17 protein-coding genes are annotated in these 13,308 nt (G+C 73.3%); 7 read left to right on the forward strand and 10 right to left on the reverse strand.

From position 1 onward, the window contains the following. Genes Q0858_RS14030 through Q0858_RS14040 form a run of 3 tightly spaced genes read right to left on the reverse strand, consistent with a single transcriptional unit; the run spans position 1 to position 4,766 of the window. Entirely contained in the window at positions 1 to 1,500 is a 1,500-nt protein-coding gene (locus Q0858_RS14030; protein WP_299055496.1) for a hypothetical protein, read from the reverse strand. A 9-nt stretch (positions 1,501 to 1,509) separates the two neighbouring features. Beyond that, a complete protein-coding gene (locus tag Q0858_RS14035; protein WP_299055499.1) occupies positions 1,510 to 2,712 on the reverse strand; it encodes a TRAM domain-containing protein in 1,203 nt (400 codons plus the stop codon). Next, positions 2,709 to 4,766 carry an APC family permease gene (locus tag Q0858_RS14040; RefSeq protein ID WP_299055501.1) on the reverse strand — a complete coding sequence of 686 codons (2,058 nt, stop codon included), beginning with the start codon at positions 4,764 to 4,766 and terminating at the stop codon, positions 2,709 to 2,711. The genes Q0858_RS14035 and Q0858_RS14040 overlap by 4 nt, the downstream gene beginning before the upstream one ends. Positions 4,767 to 4,834: 68 nt before the next feature. On the opposite strand from Q0858_RS14040, the gene Q0858_RS14045 reads away from it, so the two are divergent. The 3 genes from Q0858_RS14045 to Q0858_RS14055 all read left to right on the forward strand — a co-directional run bounded on the left by Q0858_RS14045 (position 4,835) and on the right by Q0858_RS14055 (position 6,719). Beyond that, complete coding sequence (locus tag Q0858_RS14045; RefSeq protein ID WP_299055503.1) at positions 4,835 to 5,497, forward strand: TrkA family potassium uptake protein; 663 nt, start codon at positions 4,835 to 4,837, stop codon at positions 5,495 to 5,497. A gap of 8 nt (positions 5,498 to 5,505) precedes the next feature. Then, positions 5,506 to 6,177, forward strand: a complete 672-nt coding sequence (locus Q0858_RS14050) for a TrkA family potassium uptake protein (RefSeq protein WP_299055505.1) — start codon at positions 5,506 to 5,508, stop codon at positions 6,175 to 6,177. Positions 6,178 to 6,290: 113 nt separating this feature from the next. Further along, positions 6,291 to 6,719 (forward strand): hypothetical protein, encoded by a 429-nt coding sequence (locus Q0858_RS14055; protein WP_299055508.1) that lies wholly within the window; start codon positions 6,291 to 6,293, stop codon positions 6,717 to 6,719. 61 nt (positions 6,720 to 6,780) lie between these two features. Here Q0858_RS14055 and Q0858_RS14060 read toward each other — a convergent pair whose 3' ends face one another. The 4 genes from Q0858_RS14060 to dut are packed head-to-tail and all read right to left on the reverse strand — an operon-like array spanning position 6,781 to position 8,985. Then, positions 6,781 to 7,506 (reverse strand): DUF3159 domain-containing protein, encoded by a 726-nt coding sequence (locus Q0858_RS14060; protein WP_299055510.1) that lies wholly within the window; start codon positions 7,504 to 7,506, stop codon positions 6,781 to 6,783. Then, positions 7,503 to 7,859 (reverse strand): OB-fold nucleic acid binding domain-containing protein, encoded by a 357-nt coding sequence (locus tag Q0858_RS14065; protein ID WP_299055512.1) that lies wholly within the window; start codon positions 7,857 to 7,859, stop codon positions 7,503 to 7,505. Before Q0858_RS14065 ends, Q0858_RS14060 begins: the two co-directional genes overlap by 4 nt. Before the next feature lie 8 nt (positions 7,860 to 7,867). Continuing rightward, entirely contained in the window at positions 7,868 to 8,491 is a 624-nt protein-coding gene (locus tag Q0858_RS14070) for a DUF3710 domain-containing protein (RefSeq protein WP_299055515.1), read from the reverse strand. Further along, positions 8,488 to 8,985 carry a dUTP diphosphatase gene (gene dut / locus Q0858_RS14075; RefSeq protein WP_299055517.1) on the reverse strand — a complete coding sequence of 166 codons (498 nt, stop codon included), beginning with the start codon at positions 8,983 to 8,985 and terminating at the stop codon, positions 8,488 to 8,490. Before dut ends, Q0858_RS14070 begins: the two co-directional genes overlap by 4 nt. A 74-nt stretch (positions 8,986 to 9,059) precedes the next feature. Between dut and Q0858_RS14080 the strand changes: the two genes are divergently transcribed. Both Q0858_RS14080 and Q0858_RS14085 read left to right on the forward strand, forming a co-directional pair. Continuing rightward, positions 9,060 to 9,527: a DUF3093 domain-containing protein gene (locus tag Q0858_RS14080; RefSeq protein WP_299055519.1), complete on the forward strand. Its 468-nt coding sequence runs from the start codon at positions 9,060 to 9,062 to the stop codon at positions 9,525 to 9,527. A 67-nt stretch (positions 9,528 to 9,594) separates the two neighbouring features. After that, on the forward strand, positions 9,595 to 9,921 hold the full coding sequence (locus Q0858_RS14085; RefSeq protein ID WP_299055522.1) for a DUF4235 domain-containing protein: 327 nt from the start codon (positions 9,595 to 9,597) through the stop codon (positions 9,919 to 9,921). Positions 9,922 to 10,015: 94 nt separating this feature from the next. Here Q0858_RS14085 and Q0858_RS14090 read toward each other — a convergent pair whose 3' ends face one another. The 3 genes from Q0858_RS14090 to Q0858_RS14100 form a co-directional block, all read right to left on the reverse strand. Next, on the reverse strand, positions 10,016 to 10,306 hold the full coding sequence (locus Q0858_RS14090; protein WP_240235926.1) for a DUF4193 domain-containing protein: 291 nt from the start codon (positions 10,304 to 10,306) through the stop codon (positions 10,016 to 10,018). Between the two features lie 161 nt (positions 10,307 to 10,467). Next, a complete protein-coding gene (locus Q0858_RS14095) occupies positions 10,468 to 11,325 on the reverse strand; it encodes an inositol monophosphatase family protein (protein ID WP_299055525.1) in 858 nt (285 codons plus the stop codon). Beyond that, on the reverse strand, positions 11,322 to 12,461 hold the full coding sequence (locus Q0858_RS14100) for a ferrochelatase (RefSeq protein ID WP_299055527.1): 1,140 nt from the start codon (positions 12,459 to 12,461) through the stop codon (positions 11,322 to 11,324). The genes Q0858_RS14095 and Q0858_RS14100 overlap by 4 nt, the downstream gene beginning before the upstream one ends. A 29-nt stretch (positions 12,462 to 12,490) precedes the next feature. On the opposite strand from Q0858_RS14100, the gene Q0858_RS14105 reads away from it, so the two are divergent. Next, positions 12,491 to 12,625 (forward strand): hypothetical protein, encoded by a 135-nt coding sequence (locus tag Q0858_RS14105; RefSeq protein ID WP_299055531.1) that lies wholly within the window; start codon positions 12,491 to 12,493, stop codon positions 12,623 to 12,625. A gap of 31 nt (positions 12,626 to 12,656) precedes the next feature. After that, positions 12,657 to 13,286 (forward strand): GntR family transcriptional regulator, encoded by a 630-nt coding sequence (locus tag Q0858_RS14110; protein ID WP_299055741.1) that lies wholly within the window; start codon positions 12,657 to 12,659, stop codon positions 13,284 to 13,286. Positions 13,287 to 13,308: the final 22 nt, after the last annotated feature.

Below are 13,308 nucleotides of genomic sequence, written 5' to 3' on the forward strand. Positions count from 1 at the left end.
TCAGAAGCCCAGCACCTTGCTGAGGGCCGAGAACAGGGTGTTGAAGGTCCGCGTCACGGGGTTGGTCGGGGCCTCCGTGCTCGACTTCTGCCAGAAGAGCGGATGGGACCCGGTGAGCTCGTCGTCCACGAGCGGCTCCGTGCCCCGCAGGTAGGGCCAGAACACCTCGGTCCGGTTGACACCCTTGGACAGCCGGGAGTCGAACCCCATCAGCAGGTTCTGCTCGATCCTCGTCGACCCGCCCCGGGGGTTCGTGCCCACGACGTCGCCGACGCCCTGGACGATCAGGCTGCCGGCACCGGCGAACATGATGTAGCGCACCTGCCAGGTGGCGAAGGACTGGACGCCCCACCGCCAGCTGGTCCGCAGCTCGGGCTCCCCGACCACACCGACGACGTGCTTCGGGTGGATGACCACGCCGGGATGGTCCGAGAAGTCGATCCGCATCAGGTACGCGTCCGGGTCGGGGGACGCGATCGTCGCCGACGTGACACCCCCGTCGCCGGTGACGCGGCTGAGAAAGGCGAGCCCCGCCGCGTAGCTGATGAACGGCGACGACCAGTCGTAGAGGAGTCGACTGCGGGCCCTGCCCTGCACCGGGCGGACGAACTCGGACCGCGCCGAGAGCACCTGGTCGGCGTCGAGGTCCACGGTCAGGGTGCGCTCGGCGCTCGACGTGTGCAGGGCCGCGTCCGCGTGGTCGTGGCCGTCGGCGAGGCGGATGGGGCGGTGGGCGCGGTGGACCACCGGCATCAGCACGAAGTAGCTGACCGCTCGGAGGGCGGGCGGGAGGACGAGCAGGAGCACCGCGGCGGCGACCAGCCACCGCCAGGACCGGGCCCACTGGTCGACGACCCACCCGGCCGGAGATCGCTGGGCCTCCTCCAGGCTCGCCTCCTCCGCCTCCGTCACGGCCAGGTTCGACTCGGTCGTCTCCCTCTCGCGCTCGAGGAAGGACTGGCCGCCTCCCTCGCCGATCAGGTCGAGCTTCTCCGCGGTGCTCAGGTCCGGGTCGGCCAGGACGGCGGCGTCGTCCCGCGCGTCGTCCAACCTCCCCTGGACGTCGTCCACGGCCTCACCGGCATCCGCGGCGAGCCGCTCCGCGGCCTCGCACGCCGCACCGGGGGTCAGCAGGTCCCCGAGCCTCTGCCACAGGCCGCACTCGACGCCGGCCTCGTCACGCAGGTCCGCCGCCCTGCTCTGCGCTGCCGCGAGGTCGTCGTCGAGCGCCTCCACCTGCTCCGTGATCTCGGACTCGAAGAACTCGACGGAGGCGCCCTGCTCCGCCGCGGCGGAGTCCTCCAGCCGCGCCAGCTCCGCCTCCAGGCCTGCGCGCTCCTCCCTCACCTGCTCGAGGCGCTCGCGGTCCGCCGCCGCGTCCCGCAGGGTCGGGACGACGACCTGGACGAGGAGGTAGCCGGCGAACAGCACGACGAGGAGCCCGAGGAACAGTCCGGCCTTCCTCAGCAGGAAGCCGAGGACGGCGGTGACCAGACGCACCCCCGGAGCCTAGTTCGGCGCCGCAGGCTCCAGCAGCGCCACGCACTCCACGTGGTGCGTCATCGGGAAGAGGTCGAAGGCCCGCAACGACGTGAGCGTGTAGCCGAGCCCGGCGAAGGTCGCGACGTCGCGGGCCAGGGCGGCGGGGTCGCAGGCGACGTACGCGACGGCGCGGGGGCTGCGGGCGGCGATCGCCTCGCAGACCTCCCGCTTCGCGCCGGTCCGCGGCGGGTCGAGCACGACCAGGTCGACGCGGGACGGCGCGTCCGGCCCGGCGAGGACGGCGGCGACGTCACCGGTCAGCACGCCGACCCCGGGCAGGTTCTCGGCGGCGAGCGCCGCGGCGGTGGCGTCGCCCTCGACGGCGGTCACCCAGCCCACCGGGCCGACCGCCTCGGCGAGGAAGGCGGCGAACAGCCCCACCCCGGCGTACAGGTCGAGCACGGTGTCGCCCTGCTGCGGGCGGAGCACGTCGAGCACCGTCGCCAGCAGCGCCTCGGGGGCGCCGGGGTGGACCTGCCAGAAGCCGTCGGCGGCGACCCCCAGCTCCCGGCCGCGGACCGTCTCGAGGACGGCGGACCCGTCCCCCCCGGTCCCCGGCTCCCGGGCGTCGGGGCGGGCGATCAGGCAGTCGTCGACCTCGACGACCTCGTGGGAGCGGTGCACGCGCAGGCCCCGGCGGCCGTCGGGGAGCGGGACGTAGCGCTGGCGGGTCCGCCACCGCAGCCCGGGCGGGGCGTCGGGCTCGCCCGGCACCTCCTCGACCACGACGTCGACGTCGAGACCCGCGAGACGACGCAGCTGCTCGGCCACCACGGCGGCCTTCAGCCGCCGCTGGGCGCCCAGGTCGACGTGCTGCAGGTCGCAGCCGCCGCAGAGCCCGGGGCCGGCGTACTCGCAGGGCGGGGTGACCCGGTCGGGCGAGGCCACGAGGACCTCCACGGCGTCACCGCGCCAGAACCTGTCCCCCTCGGTGCCCTCGGTCAGCTCGACGACGACCCGCTCGCCGGGCAGGGCGTGACGGACGAACACGACGCGTCCGCGGCCGTCGGTCCCGTCGTCGACGGGCACGCGGGCCACGCAGTGCCCGCCGTGGGCGATCGGGCCGACCTCGACCTCGTGGCGACGGCCGACGACGGAGGGGCCGCGACTCGCGCGGCGGCGGGTGCGCTGACCCCGCCCACCGGACGGCGTACGACGGGGGCCGCTCACCGCTTCGACGACGGGTTCGGTCCGCGGTGCTCGGGGTCCACGATGCGGCCGCGGCGCACGTCGCCGGCCTGGATGCGGCCCTGGTCGCGCTTCACCCGCTCGAGCGCGATGCGCGACGAGCGCAGCTGGTAGGGCACCGAGATGACCATGACGCCGGGCGCGAACAGCAGGCGGCCCTTGAGCCGCAGCGCGGTCTGGTTGTGCAGCAGCTGCTCCCACCAGCGGCCGACGACGTACTCGGGGATGTAGACCGCGACGACGCCGCGGGGGTTGCCCTTGCGGATCTCGACGGCGTACTCGACGACCGGCCGGACGAGCTCCCGGTACGGCGAGAACAGGACCTTGAGGGGGACGTCGAAGCCCCGCTCCTCCCACTCGGCGAGCAGTGTGTTCGTGGCGGCCTGGTCCGTGCCGACGTACACCGCCTCGAGGACGTTGGGGCGGCTAGCCTTCGCGAACGCCAGCGCCCTCAGCGTCGGCTTGTGCAGCTTGGAGACCAGCACGATGGCGTGGACCCGCGTGGGCAGGACCTTGTCGGACTCGTCGGCGGCGAGCTCGAGGGCGACGTCGTCGTAGTGGCCACGGATGCGTCGCATCAGCCAGTAGAAGAAGCCCATCGCCAGGATGGTGATCCAGGCGCCCTCGGTGAACTTGGTGATCACGACGATCACGAGCACGACGGCGGTGAACGACAGGCCGATGGTGTTGATGGTGCGCGAGCGCATCATCTTCCGGCGTACGGCCGGGTCGCGCTCGGTCGCCAGGTGGCGGGTCCAGTGCTTGATCATCCCGAGCTGGGAGAGGTTGAACGAGACGAAGACGCCGACGATGTAGAGCTGGATCAGCCGGGTGACCTCGGCGTCGAAGGCGACGATCAGGACGATCGACATCACGCCGAGGAAGAGGATGCCGTTGGAGTAGGCCAGCCGGTCGCCGCGGGAGGCCAGCGCGCGGGGCGCGAAGCCGTCCTGGGCGAGGATCGAGCCGAGCACCGGGAAGCCGTTGAACGCCGTGTTGGCGGCCAGCAGCAGGATCAGGCCGGTCACCGAGACGACGACGTAGAAGCCCGGCGGGAAGCCGTCGAAGATGCCCCGGGCGATCTGGGCGATCAGGGTGCTCTGGTCGTAGCCCTCCGGCAGCATCTCGCCGGTGGCGGTCCGGAGGCGGTCCAGCTCGTGCGGCTCGACGTACTTCACGCCCATCTCGCGGGCCAGCACGATGACCGAGATCATCATCGTCACCGCGATGGCACCCAGCAACAGCAGGGTCGTGGCGGCGTTGGCGCTCTTGGGACGACGGAAGGCCGGGACCCCGTTGCTGATGGCCTCGACCCCGGTCAGGGCGGCGCAGCCCGACGAGAATGCCCGCGCCAGGAGGAAGACCAGCGCGAAGGCGGTCAGGGGCTCCTCGAAGCCCGGCTGCGGGATGATCTGCAGGTCGGCGGACTCGGCCTGCGGCAGGGTGCCGGTCAGCAGCCGGAACACGCCGAGGGCGCACATGCCGAGGATCGCGATCATGAACGCATACGTCGGGACCGCGAACACGGAGCCCGACTCGCGCACGCCGCGCAGGTTGATCGCGGCCAGGACCACCACCATCACCACGGCGAACGTCGCCTCGTGCCCGACGAGGAACGGCAGCGCGGACGCGGCGTACTGGGCCCCGGAGCTGATCGAGACGGCGACGGTGAGGACGTAGTCGACCAGCAGGGCGCTCGCGACCGTCGTCCCCGCCTTCGGGCCGAGGTTGACGGTGGCGACCTCGTAGTCGCCGCCGCCGGAGGGGTAGGCGTGCACGGTCTGGCGGTACGACGCGATCACGGCCGTCATCACCACGGCGACGGCGATCGCGATCTGCCAGGACCACACGTACGCCGACGCGCCGGCGATCGCGAGCATCAGGAAGATCTCGTCGGGCGCGTAGGCGACGGACGACAGTGCGTCGCTGGCGAAGACGGGCAGCGCGATGCGCTTCGGCAGCAGGGTCTCCCCCAGCTGGGAGCTCCTCAGCTTGCGGCCGAGGAGGATCCGCTTCGAGGCATCGGTGAGACCCACGATCGGCAACGGTAAGCCATGCGGCGGCCCGCGGTGCGCAGGACCGCGGCTGGGATAGCGTGCGGACCGTGCACGTGGTGATCATGGGTTGTGGCCGGGTCGGCTCGACCCTCGCGCGCAGCCTCGAGGACCGGGACCACACCGTGGCCGTCATCGACACCGACCCCGACGCCTTCCGTCGGCTCGGTCCCTGGTTCAACGGGGACAAGGTGACGGGCGTCGGCTTCGACCAGCAGGTCCTCGCGAAGGCCGGCATCACCCGCGCCGACGCGTTCGCCGCGGTCTCCAGCGGCGACAACTCCAACATCATCGCCGCGCGGGTGGCCCGCGAGACGTTCGGGCTGGAGCAGGTCGTCGCCCGCATCTACGACCCGGGCCGCGCCGAGGTCTACCAGCGTCTCGGCATCACGACGGTCGCCACCGTCAAGTGGACCGCCGACCAGGTGCTGCGCCGGCTGCTGCCGGCGGGCACCGAGCCCGACTTCCGCGACCCCTCCGGCACGATCCGCGTCGACCACCTGGTCGCGCCGATCGGGTGGGTGGGCAGCCGTGCCGGGCAGCTGCAGGAGCAGTCCGGCGCGCGCATCGCGTGGATCGACCGCCTCGGCGAGGGCGTCCTGCCCACCCGCGAGTCGGTCATCCAGGAGGGCGACAGGCTCCACGTGGTGATCCGCGAGGAGCACGCCGGCCACGCCCACCGCGTCTTCGAGCGCGGACCCGAGAAGGACTGAGGACGCCGATGCGAGTCGCCATCGCCGGAGCGGGCGCCGTGGGGCGCTCGGTCGCCGCCGAGCTGATCGAGAACGGCCACCAGGTCCTGCTCATCGACAAGGCCCCCGTCTCCATCAAGCCCGAGCGCGTGCCGGACGCCGAGTGGCTGCTGGCCGACTGCTGCGAGCTGTCGTCGCTGGAGGAGGCCCGCCTCGACGCCTGCGACGTCGTCATCGCCGCCACCGGCGACGACAAGGCCAACCTCGTGGTCTCCCTGCTGGCGAAGACCGAGTTCGGCGTGCCGCGCACCGTGGGCCGGGTCAACCACCCCGACAACGAGTGGCTCTTCACCGAGGCCTGGGGCGTCGACGTCAACGTCTCCACCCCGCGCATCATGTCGGCGCTGGTGGAGGAGGCGGTCGCGATCGGCGACATCGTCCGGCTCTTCACCTTCCGCCAGGGCAACGCCAACCTCGTCGAGCTCACCCTGCCCGACGACTCGCCGTACCTGGGGACGCCGACGGGGCTCATCCCCTTCCCCGAGAACTGCGCCCTGGTGACGATCCTGCGCGACGGGCAGGTCTACACCCCCGACGGCGAGCAGCCCATCGAGGGCGGCGACGAGCTGCTGTTCGTGGCCTCCGCCGACGTCGAGGCCGACCTCGAGCGCCTGCTCGCCCCCTCCCGCCACCCCCGGTAGCCCGAGTCGGCCCGGACGCACGCCCTGCAGGCGCCGAGTCGGCCCGGACGCACGCCCTGCAGGCGCCGAGTCGGCCCGAACGCACGTCGAGTTCCGCTCGGTACGCTCGCGACGTGGGATCCGGCGACGTCGAGCGCGGGGCGATCGTGACGGCGATCCGAGCGCGTGCCGCCGCACGAGTGCGTGAAGCGGCGGCGGGCCGCCGGGTGTTCCTGGACCGGGTCCGGCTCGACCCCGACACGCTCCGAATGGTCGACTCGCCGTCGGACCTGCTCGTCCTGGAGTACGCCGTCGTGTTCACCCACCAGGCCCTCCCCGGCAGACGCGCGGTCTTTCGCGGTCGTACGGCGCTCGAGCACTGGTGGCCCGGCGCGACGGAGACCCTCGACGAGGCCGCCCACGACGGCCTCAACCGCGTCCTCGTGGAGGCGGACGAGGAGGGGAACGACCGGGTGTTCGCCGTGCTCGACGAGCCGAGCCGTGAGCTTCGGGCCGACTCGGCGTCCCTGAGGCGTGCCTCCGGGCCGACTCGGCGTCCCTGAGGCGTGCGTCCGGGCCGACTCGGCGTCCCTGAGGCGTGCGTCCGGGCCGACTCGGCACTCCTCAGTCGTGCGTTCGGGCCGACTCGGCGGCGACGGGGGTGGCGTTGCGGCCGAGGACCCACGCCATGGCGGCGAGGGCGCCGACCTGGAGAGGCCAGCCCAGGACGACCTTCATCACGCCGAGGGCGGCGATGACGGGCTCGACGGGGAGGACGTCGCCGTTCGCGCCGAGCCACAGCGGTCCCTGCAGCACGACGCGCACGACGCAGGGCAGCACGAGCAGCCAGGTCAGGCGGGTGCACAGCTTGACCACCTGGGGGTCGGAGCGCCACGCGGTCGGGTCGCCGGTGACGCTGCCGACCATGAAGCCGACCACCGGCCACCGCGTCAGGCACGACAGGGCCATGAGGGCGGCGTACCCGGCGTTGTAGATCAGCCCGGGCAGGAAGTAGGCGAGCGCCTGCTCGTCCTCGGTCCCGCCGGAGCGGGCGGAGAGCGTCACGAACAGCGCGCCGATGCCGATGCCGAACAGCGCGTTGAGCACGAACTGCACCGACGAGCGCTGCACGAGGCGGACGACGAGCAGGACCAGGGCGGCCCCCACGCTGCAGATCAGTGCCAGGCGTAGGTCCCGCGAGGTCAGCCACAGCGCGGTGAACACCAGCGTCGGGACGGCGGCCTCCACCATGCCGCGCACGCCGCCGAGCGCGGTGGAGAGCTGGCCGCGGACGACCTGCTCGACGGTCTGCGTCGAGGCCGGCGCCGCCTTGTCGGACGGTTCCGTCACGACAGCAGCTCGTAGCGCGGGTTGTAGAGGACGCGCGCCTTCTCGTTGCGGCCGATGCGGCCCTCGACGGCCATGTGGCGCCCGGCGGTGATCCCGGCGATCTGCCGACGGCCCAGCCAGACGACCGACACCGAACCGGTGCCGTCGTTCAGCTCCGCCTCCAGGGCCGGTACGCCGCCGCGCGGGCGCAGCGTGACGGTGCGCAGGTGTCCCTCGAGACGGACACGGGTGCGGTCCGGGGCGCTGCCGATGGGGCAGGCCTTCACCGTCCCCGGGGTGGGGTCGACGACGGCGCCCTCGTCGGGCTCCACCGCACCCTTGCCGCGACGCAGGCCGGACAGTCCTCGCCCCACGACGTCCCCTAGCCCAGCTTGCGCGCGGAGTCGGGCAGCACGATCGGGAGCGGGTCCCCGACCGGCATCGCGTGGTCGCCGCGACGGACGACAACCGTGGCGAAGGCGTCCTCCCAGTCCTTCGCCTCCTCCTCGTCGACCGCGGGCCTGCCGAGGAGGGTGGCGCGCAGCAGCCAGCGGGTGCCGTTGAAGCCGATCACCCGGGACGGCTGCTCCGCGGCGGTCCCGTCCGAGCGCTTGACCGGCATCCGGCAGACCAGCTCGGCGCCGAACCGCCCCTCTCGCTCGGTCGCGGTCCCCCCGCGGCGGGTGAGGTCCTCGGCGATCTGGGGCCGCACCTCCGACCAGAGGTCACCGTGGCGGGGAGCGGCGAACGCGCGGAGCTCCATCGCACCGTCGGGCGCGGCGACCAGCACGGAGCGCACCGCCTGGGTCTTCTCGTCGACCTGGACGCGCACCTCGCGGCCGTGCCACGGGGCGATCAGCAGCGAGCCGAGGTCGACCCGCTCGGTGCCCTTGAGGTCGACGTCGCTGACGTCGAACGGGCCCGAGGCCTCGGTCGCGCCCTCGGCGTCGGCCGCGGCGGACTTCTCGTCCGTGCCCACGCTGCTGTCCTTGCGGCGGAACCTCACCGTGCGCTGCTCCTCGAGTCGGTCTGGTCGGTATCGGCTGGGGGGCCGAAGCCACCGGTAGAACCGTAACCCCCGGACCCGCGGGGCGAGTCGGGAAGGACGTCGGTCTCCACGAACCTCGCCCGCTCGACCCGCTGGACGACGAGCTGCGCGATCCGGTCACCGCGACGCAGGACGACGGTGTCGGCGGCGTCGGTGTTGACCAGCAGGACCTTGACCTCCCCGCGGTAGCCGGCGTCGACGGTGCCGGGGGTGTTGACGATCGACAGCCCGTGGCGCACCGCGAGGCCCGAGCGGGGGTGGACGAGCGCGACGTACCCCTCGGGCAGCGCGATCGCGATGCCGGTCGACACGAGACGACGCTCGCCGGGCGCGAGCTCGACGTCCTCCGTGGTGTGCAGGTCGGCGCCCGCGTCGCCGGGGTGGGCGTACGACGGGGGCGGCAGGCCGGGGTCGAGGCGTCGTAGGAGGATCTCGGGTCCGGGCGCGGGCACGGGGCGAACCTACGCCCCGCTCGCCGGGACGCCCCGGACTCCCCCGCCCACCGCGGCAGTGGGAGGCTGGGGTCGTGCAGGACGCCCCGCCCACCCACCACGAGCGGCTCGCCGTCCCGCTTCGCTGGTGGGTGCAAGCGACGATGATGGTGGCCTCCTTCTGGCTCGCCCTCGTCGTGGCGCTGCCGGGTCTGGCCGCGTGGGCGATCACCGCCCTCGTGATGGGACTCGTCGCCGCGGCCTTCCTCACCTACGGCTCGGCCACGATCGTGGTCGCCGACGGTGAGCTGCACGCCGGGCGCGCGCGCATCGGGCTCGAGCACGTCGGCGAGGCCCGCGCCCTCGACCGGGAGGGCACGCGCCGGGCCGCCGGGGTCGACGCGGACGCCCGCGCGCACCTGCTGCTGCGCCCCTACCTGCACCGCGCGGTCCGGGTGGAGATCACCGACCCCGCGGACCCCACGCCGTACTGGCTGCTGAGCTCGCGGCACCCCGACCACCTGGCCGCGGCCCTCACCGCCGACCGGCGCGAGCCCGCCTGACGCATCGCTAGGGTGATCCGGGACACCGGGAGCTCATCCACCACACCCGGTCAGCAGGAGGAGACGCATGGCGAAGGACGAGAAGTCCTCGAAGATCTACTCGGCGTTCGCGCTGGTCTCGGCCCTCTCCGCGGCCATGGTCGCGAAGAAGACGCTCGAGACGGCGTGGCGCACCGCCACGGGCAAGAACCCGCCGGCCAACCCGGCCGACCCCGACGTCCAGCTGTGGGAGGCCGTCATGTGGGCCGCCGCCAGCGGCACCGTCGTGCAGATCTCGCGCATGCTCGCGGCCCGCAAGGCCGCCGGCTACTACGTGAAGAGCACCGGCAAGCTTCCGCCGGAGCTGCAGGGCGACTCCCAGGACGCCAGCAAGGCCTCCCCCGCCACCACCTGACGGGACCCGGGGACCGTGCACGGTCCGGACGTGACGAAGCCGCCCACGGAGGATCTCCGGGGCGGCTTCCGAACGTGCGTGGTGCGGGGTGCGCTCAGGCGCAGTCGCGGCAGATGAGCTTCTTCTCGTCGAACAGCTGGCTGCGGTGGTGGACCAGGAAGCAGCTCATGCAGGTGAACTCGTCGTCCTGGCGGGGCTTGACCTCGACGGCCAGCTCCTCGTGGGAGAGGTCGGCGCCGGGCAGCTCGAACGACTCGGCGGCCTCGGTCTCGTCCTCGTCGACCTTGCCCGAGTTCTTGTCGTGGCGGCGAGCCTTGAGCTCCTCGATGCTCTCCTCGCTCTGGTCTTCCTCTGTCTTGCGTGGTGCGTCGTAATCGGTGGCCATCGTCGGTGTGCAACTCCCGTGTGCAGGGTGGATCGTGGGGTGAGCCGAGGCCTGGGTGCGGACCTGGTTCATGGTGGTTCCGGCCCGTCATGGTGCACCATCCCGGTCGGGGGCGGTACATCGGTGTCCGGCGAGTCGGGGCAACCCCGAGCGGGCCCCTCCTATTCCGCAGCAGTACCCGCGGAGAAGCCCGCCCACTCGACGATCGCGACGAGCTCGTCGAAGCCGTGGGACGGGCCGCACACGAGCAGGTCGAGGCCCCCGACACCGGGCAGCACCCGGGTCCGCGCACCGGCCTCGCGGGCGACGAGCCCGGCGGCCGCGTGGTCCCAGAGGTGCACGCCCTCCTCGACGTACCCGTCGACCCGTCCCTCGGCCACCAGGCACAGGTCGAGGGCCGCCGACCCGCGGCGACGCAGGTCGCGCACGTGCGGCAGCAACCGCACCCACGCCTCGGCCTGCAGCACCCGGATCCGACGGTCGTAGCTGAAGCCGGTGCACAGCAACCGCTCGGCCATCGGCGCCGGACCGCGCACCGCGAGCGGGACGCCGTCCCGACGGGCACCGCCGCCGAGCACGGCCTCGTACTCGATGCCGGTGGGGACGTCGACGACGACGCCGGCGACGACCTCGCTGACCCCGCCGGTGGTGACCTCGGCGGCGACGCAGACGGAGTACTGGCCGAGGTCGTAGAGGAAGTTCACGGTCCCGTCGATGGGGTCGACGATCCAGCGGACGCCGTCCGCGGGGACGGCGTGCTCGTCGTCGGCGCTCTCCTCGCCCAGGAACGCGTCGTGGGGTCTGGCGGCCGCGATCCGCTCGCGGAGCAGGGCCTCGCACGCCCGGTCGGCCTCGGTGACGACGTCGATGTCGCTGGTCTTGGTGGCCGCGACCTCCACGACCCCGGCGCGGCGCTCGCGCACCAGGGCCGCCCCCTCGCGGGCGACGGCGAGCGCGAGGTCGCGCAGCGCGGCGGCGTCGACCGGCTCCGGGGCGCTGGGTGCGTCGGGGGCGCTCACGCCTCCTCGATGCCGCCCGCGACGGGCAGCGCCTGCCGGGCGTTCGCGCAGCAGTCGACGGCGCAGCGGTCCCAGGCCGGGCCCAGGCCTCCCGTGCTGGCGCGGGCCACGTCGTCACCGCGCTCGACCGCGGCCCGCTCGAGCAGCAGGTCGCGCACCGTGGCCACGAACCGGGCGTCCGTGCCGGCGGTCCCGGCGCGGACGGCGGGCAGGCCCAGCCCACGCGCCGTCTCGAGCGCCTCGGTGTCGAGGTCGTAGACGACCTCCATGTGGTCGGAGACGAAGCCGATGGGGGCGATCACCACCGCCGAGGCGCCGGCCTCCTTCAGCGCGGCGAGGTGGTCGTTCACGTCGGGCTCGAGCCAGGGCACCTGCGGCGGGCCGGAGCGCGAGCAGTAGACGAGGTCGGCGCCGTGGGTACGGCCGGTCTGCTGCGCGACCTCGGCGACGATCGCGTGCATCACGCTGGTGTGCTGCGCGACGTACGCGCCCCCGCCCAGCGCCGGCGGGCCGGAGGCGTCGTTCATCGACGTGGGGATCGAGTGCGTGACGAACACGAGGCGGGCGTCGTCGCGGACGTCCTCGGGCAGCTGGGCCAGCGCCGCCAGGACCGCGTCGACGTTGGGCTCGAGGAAGCCGGGGTGGTCGAAGTACACCCGGAAGCGGTCCAGCTTCGGGGCTGTGCCGACCTCGGCGGGGACGGCGTCGCGGGCCGCGGCGAGGTTCTCGCGGTACTGCCGGCACCCCGAGTAGGACGAGTACGCCGACGTCACGAAGCAGGCGGCGCGGGTCACCCCGTCGGCCGTCATCTGCCGCAGCGTGTCGGTGAGGTACGGGTCCCAGTTGCGGTTGCCCCAGTAGACGGGCAGGTCGACGCCCGCTCCCGCGAGGTCGGCGCGCAGCAGGTCGAGGAACGCGCGGTTCTGGTCGTTGATCGGCGAGCGGCCCCCGAACTGGAAGTAGTGCTCCCCCACCTCCTCCAGCCGCTCGCGGGGGATGTTGCGCCCGCGGGTGACGTTCTCGAGGAACGGCACGACGTCCTCGGGCGCCTCAGGCCCCCCGAAGGAGACGAGCAGCACCGCGTCGTACGGCGAGGGGTCGGGGGTGGGCGCGGCTTCGTCCGGCAGGGTGGTCATCACCGTCAATCGTAGGCAGGCTGGGTGCCGTGTGGTCCCGCGCGTGCTCGGGTGAGGACGGCGACGACCTCGTCGTCACCACCGTGGACCACGCGGAGATCGGGGACGACGCGTGGCCGGACCGGCACGGCCGGGCCGACGGAGCCCCGTCGCCGACGTCCTGAGGGGCGTCTTGGCAGGATCGGGCCCGTGCCGATGACCGACGCCCCGCGCGGCGGGCTCGCCGAGCAGGTGGCCCGCGACCTGACCGAGCGCATCCTCACCGGCGAGCTCGGCAGCGGCCAGCCGCTGCGGGAGGCCGCGCTGGCGACGGCCCTCGGGGCGTCGCGCAACACGGTCCGGGAGGCGTTCCGGCTGCTCGCCCGCGACCGGCTCGTCGTCCACGAGGCCAACAAGGGCGTGACGGTCCGGACGCTCACCGTGGACGACGTCCGCGACATCTACCGGGTCCGCCTCGCCCTCGAGCCGGGCGGGCTGCCGCTGGTCGGCGTCGACGAGCTGGACGCCGTCGTCGGCGCCGCGGAGGCCGACGCCGCGGCGGGTGACTGGGCGGCGGTCTCGACCGCCGACCTGCGCTTCCACCAGCTGCTGGTCACGGCCCTGGGCAGCCCGCGGTTCGACGAGATGTTCCTCTCCGTGCTGGCCGAGCAGCGTCTGGCGTTCGCCCAGGTGGCCTCCGGCCGCGACCTCCACGCGCCGTACCTCACCCGCAACCGGGGCATGGTCGACATGCTGCGGCGGGGTGAGGTGGCGGCGGCGGAGAGCGAGCTGCGGGACTACCTGGCCACCGCCCGGGAGGAGCTGTGCCGGGCCGTCGGCGGCTGAGCAGGCCCTTCATTGTTCAACA

The organism is uncultured Nocardioides sp., from assembly GCF_947489365.1.
In the GTDB taxonomy this organism is placed as follows: domain Bacteria; phylum Actinomycetota; class Actinomycetes; order Propionibacteriales; family Nocardioidaceae; genus Nocardioides.

Coding starts and splice junctions, on each gene's coding strand:
- Q0858_RS14050 (WP_299055505.1), top strand. CDS start 5,506: ATGCGAGTCGCCATCGCCGGAGCGGGCGCCGTGGGGCGCTCGGTCGCC.
- Q0858_RS14085 (WP_299055522.1), top strand. CDS start 9,595: ATGGCGAAGGACGAGAAGTCCTCGAAGATCTACTCGGCGTTCGCGCTG.
- Q0858_RS14090 (WP_240235926.1), bottom strand. CDS start 10,306: ATGGCCACCGATTACGACGCACCACGCAAGACAGAGGAAGACCAGAGC.
- Q0858_RS14100 (WP_299055527.1), bottom strand. CDS start 12,461: ATGACCACCCTGCCGGACGAAGCCGCGCCCACCCCCGACCCCTCGCCG.
- Q0858_RS14110 (WP_299055741.1), top strand. CDS start 12,657: ATGACCGACGCCCCGCGCGGCGGGCTCGCCGAGCAGGTGGCCCGCGAC.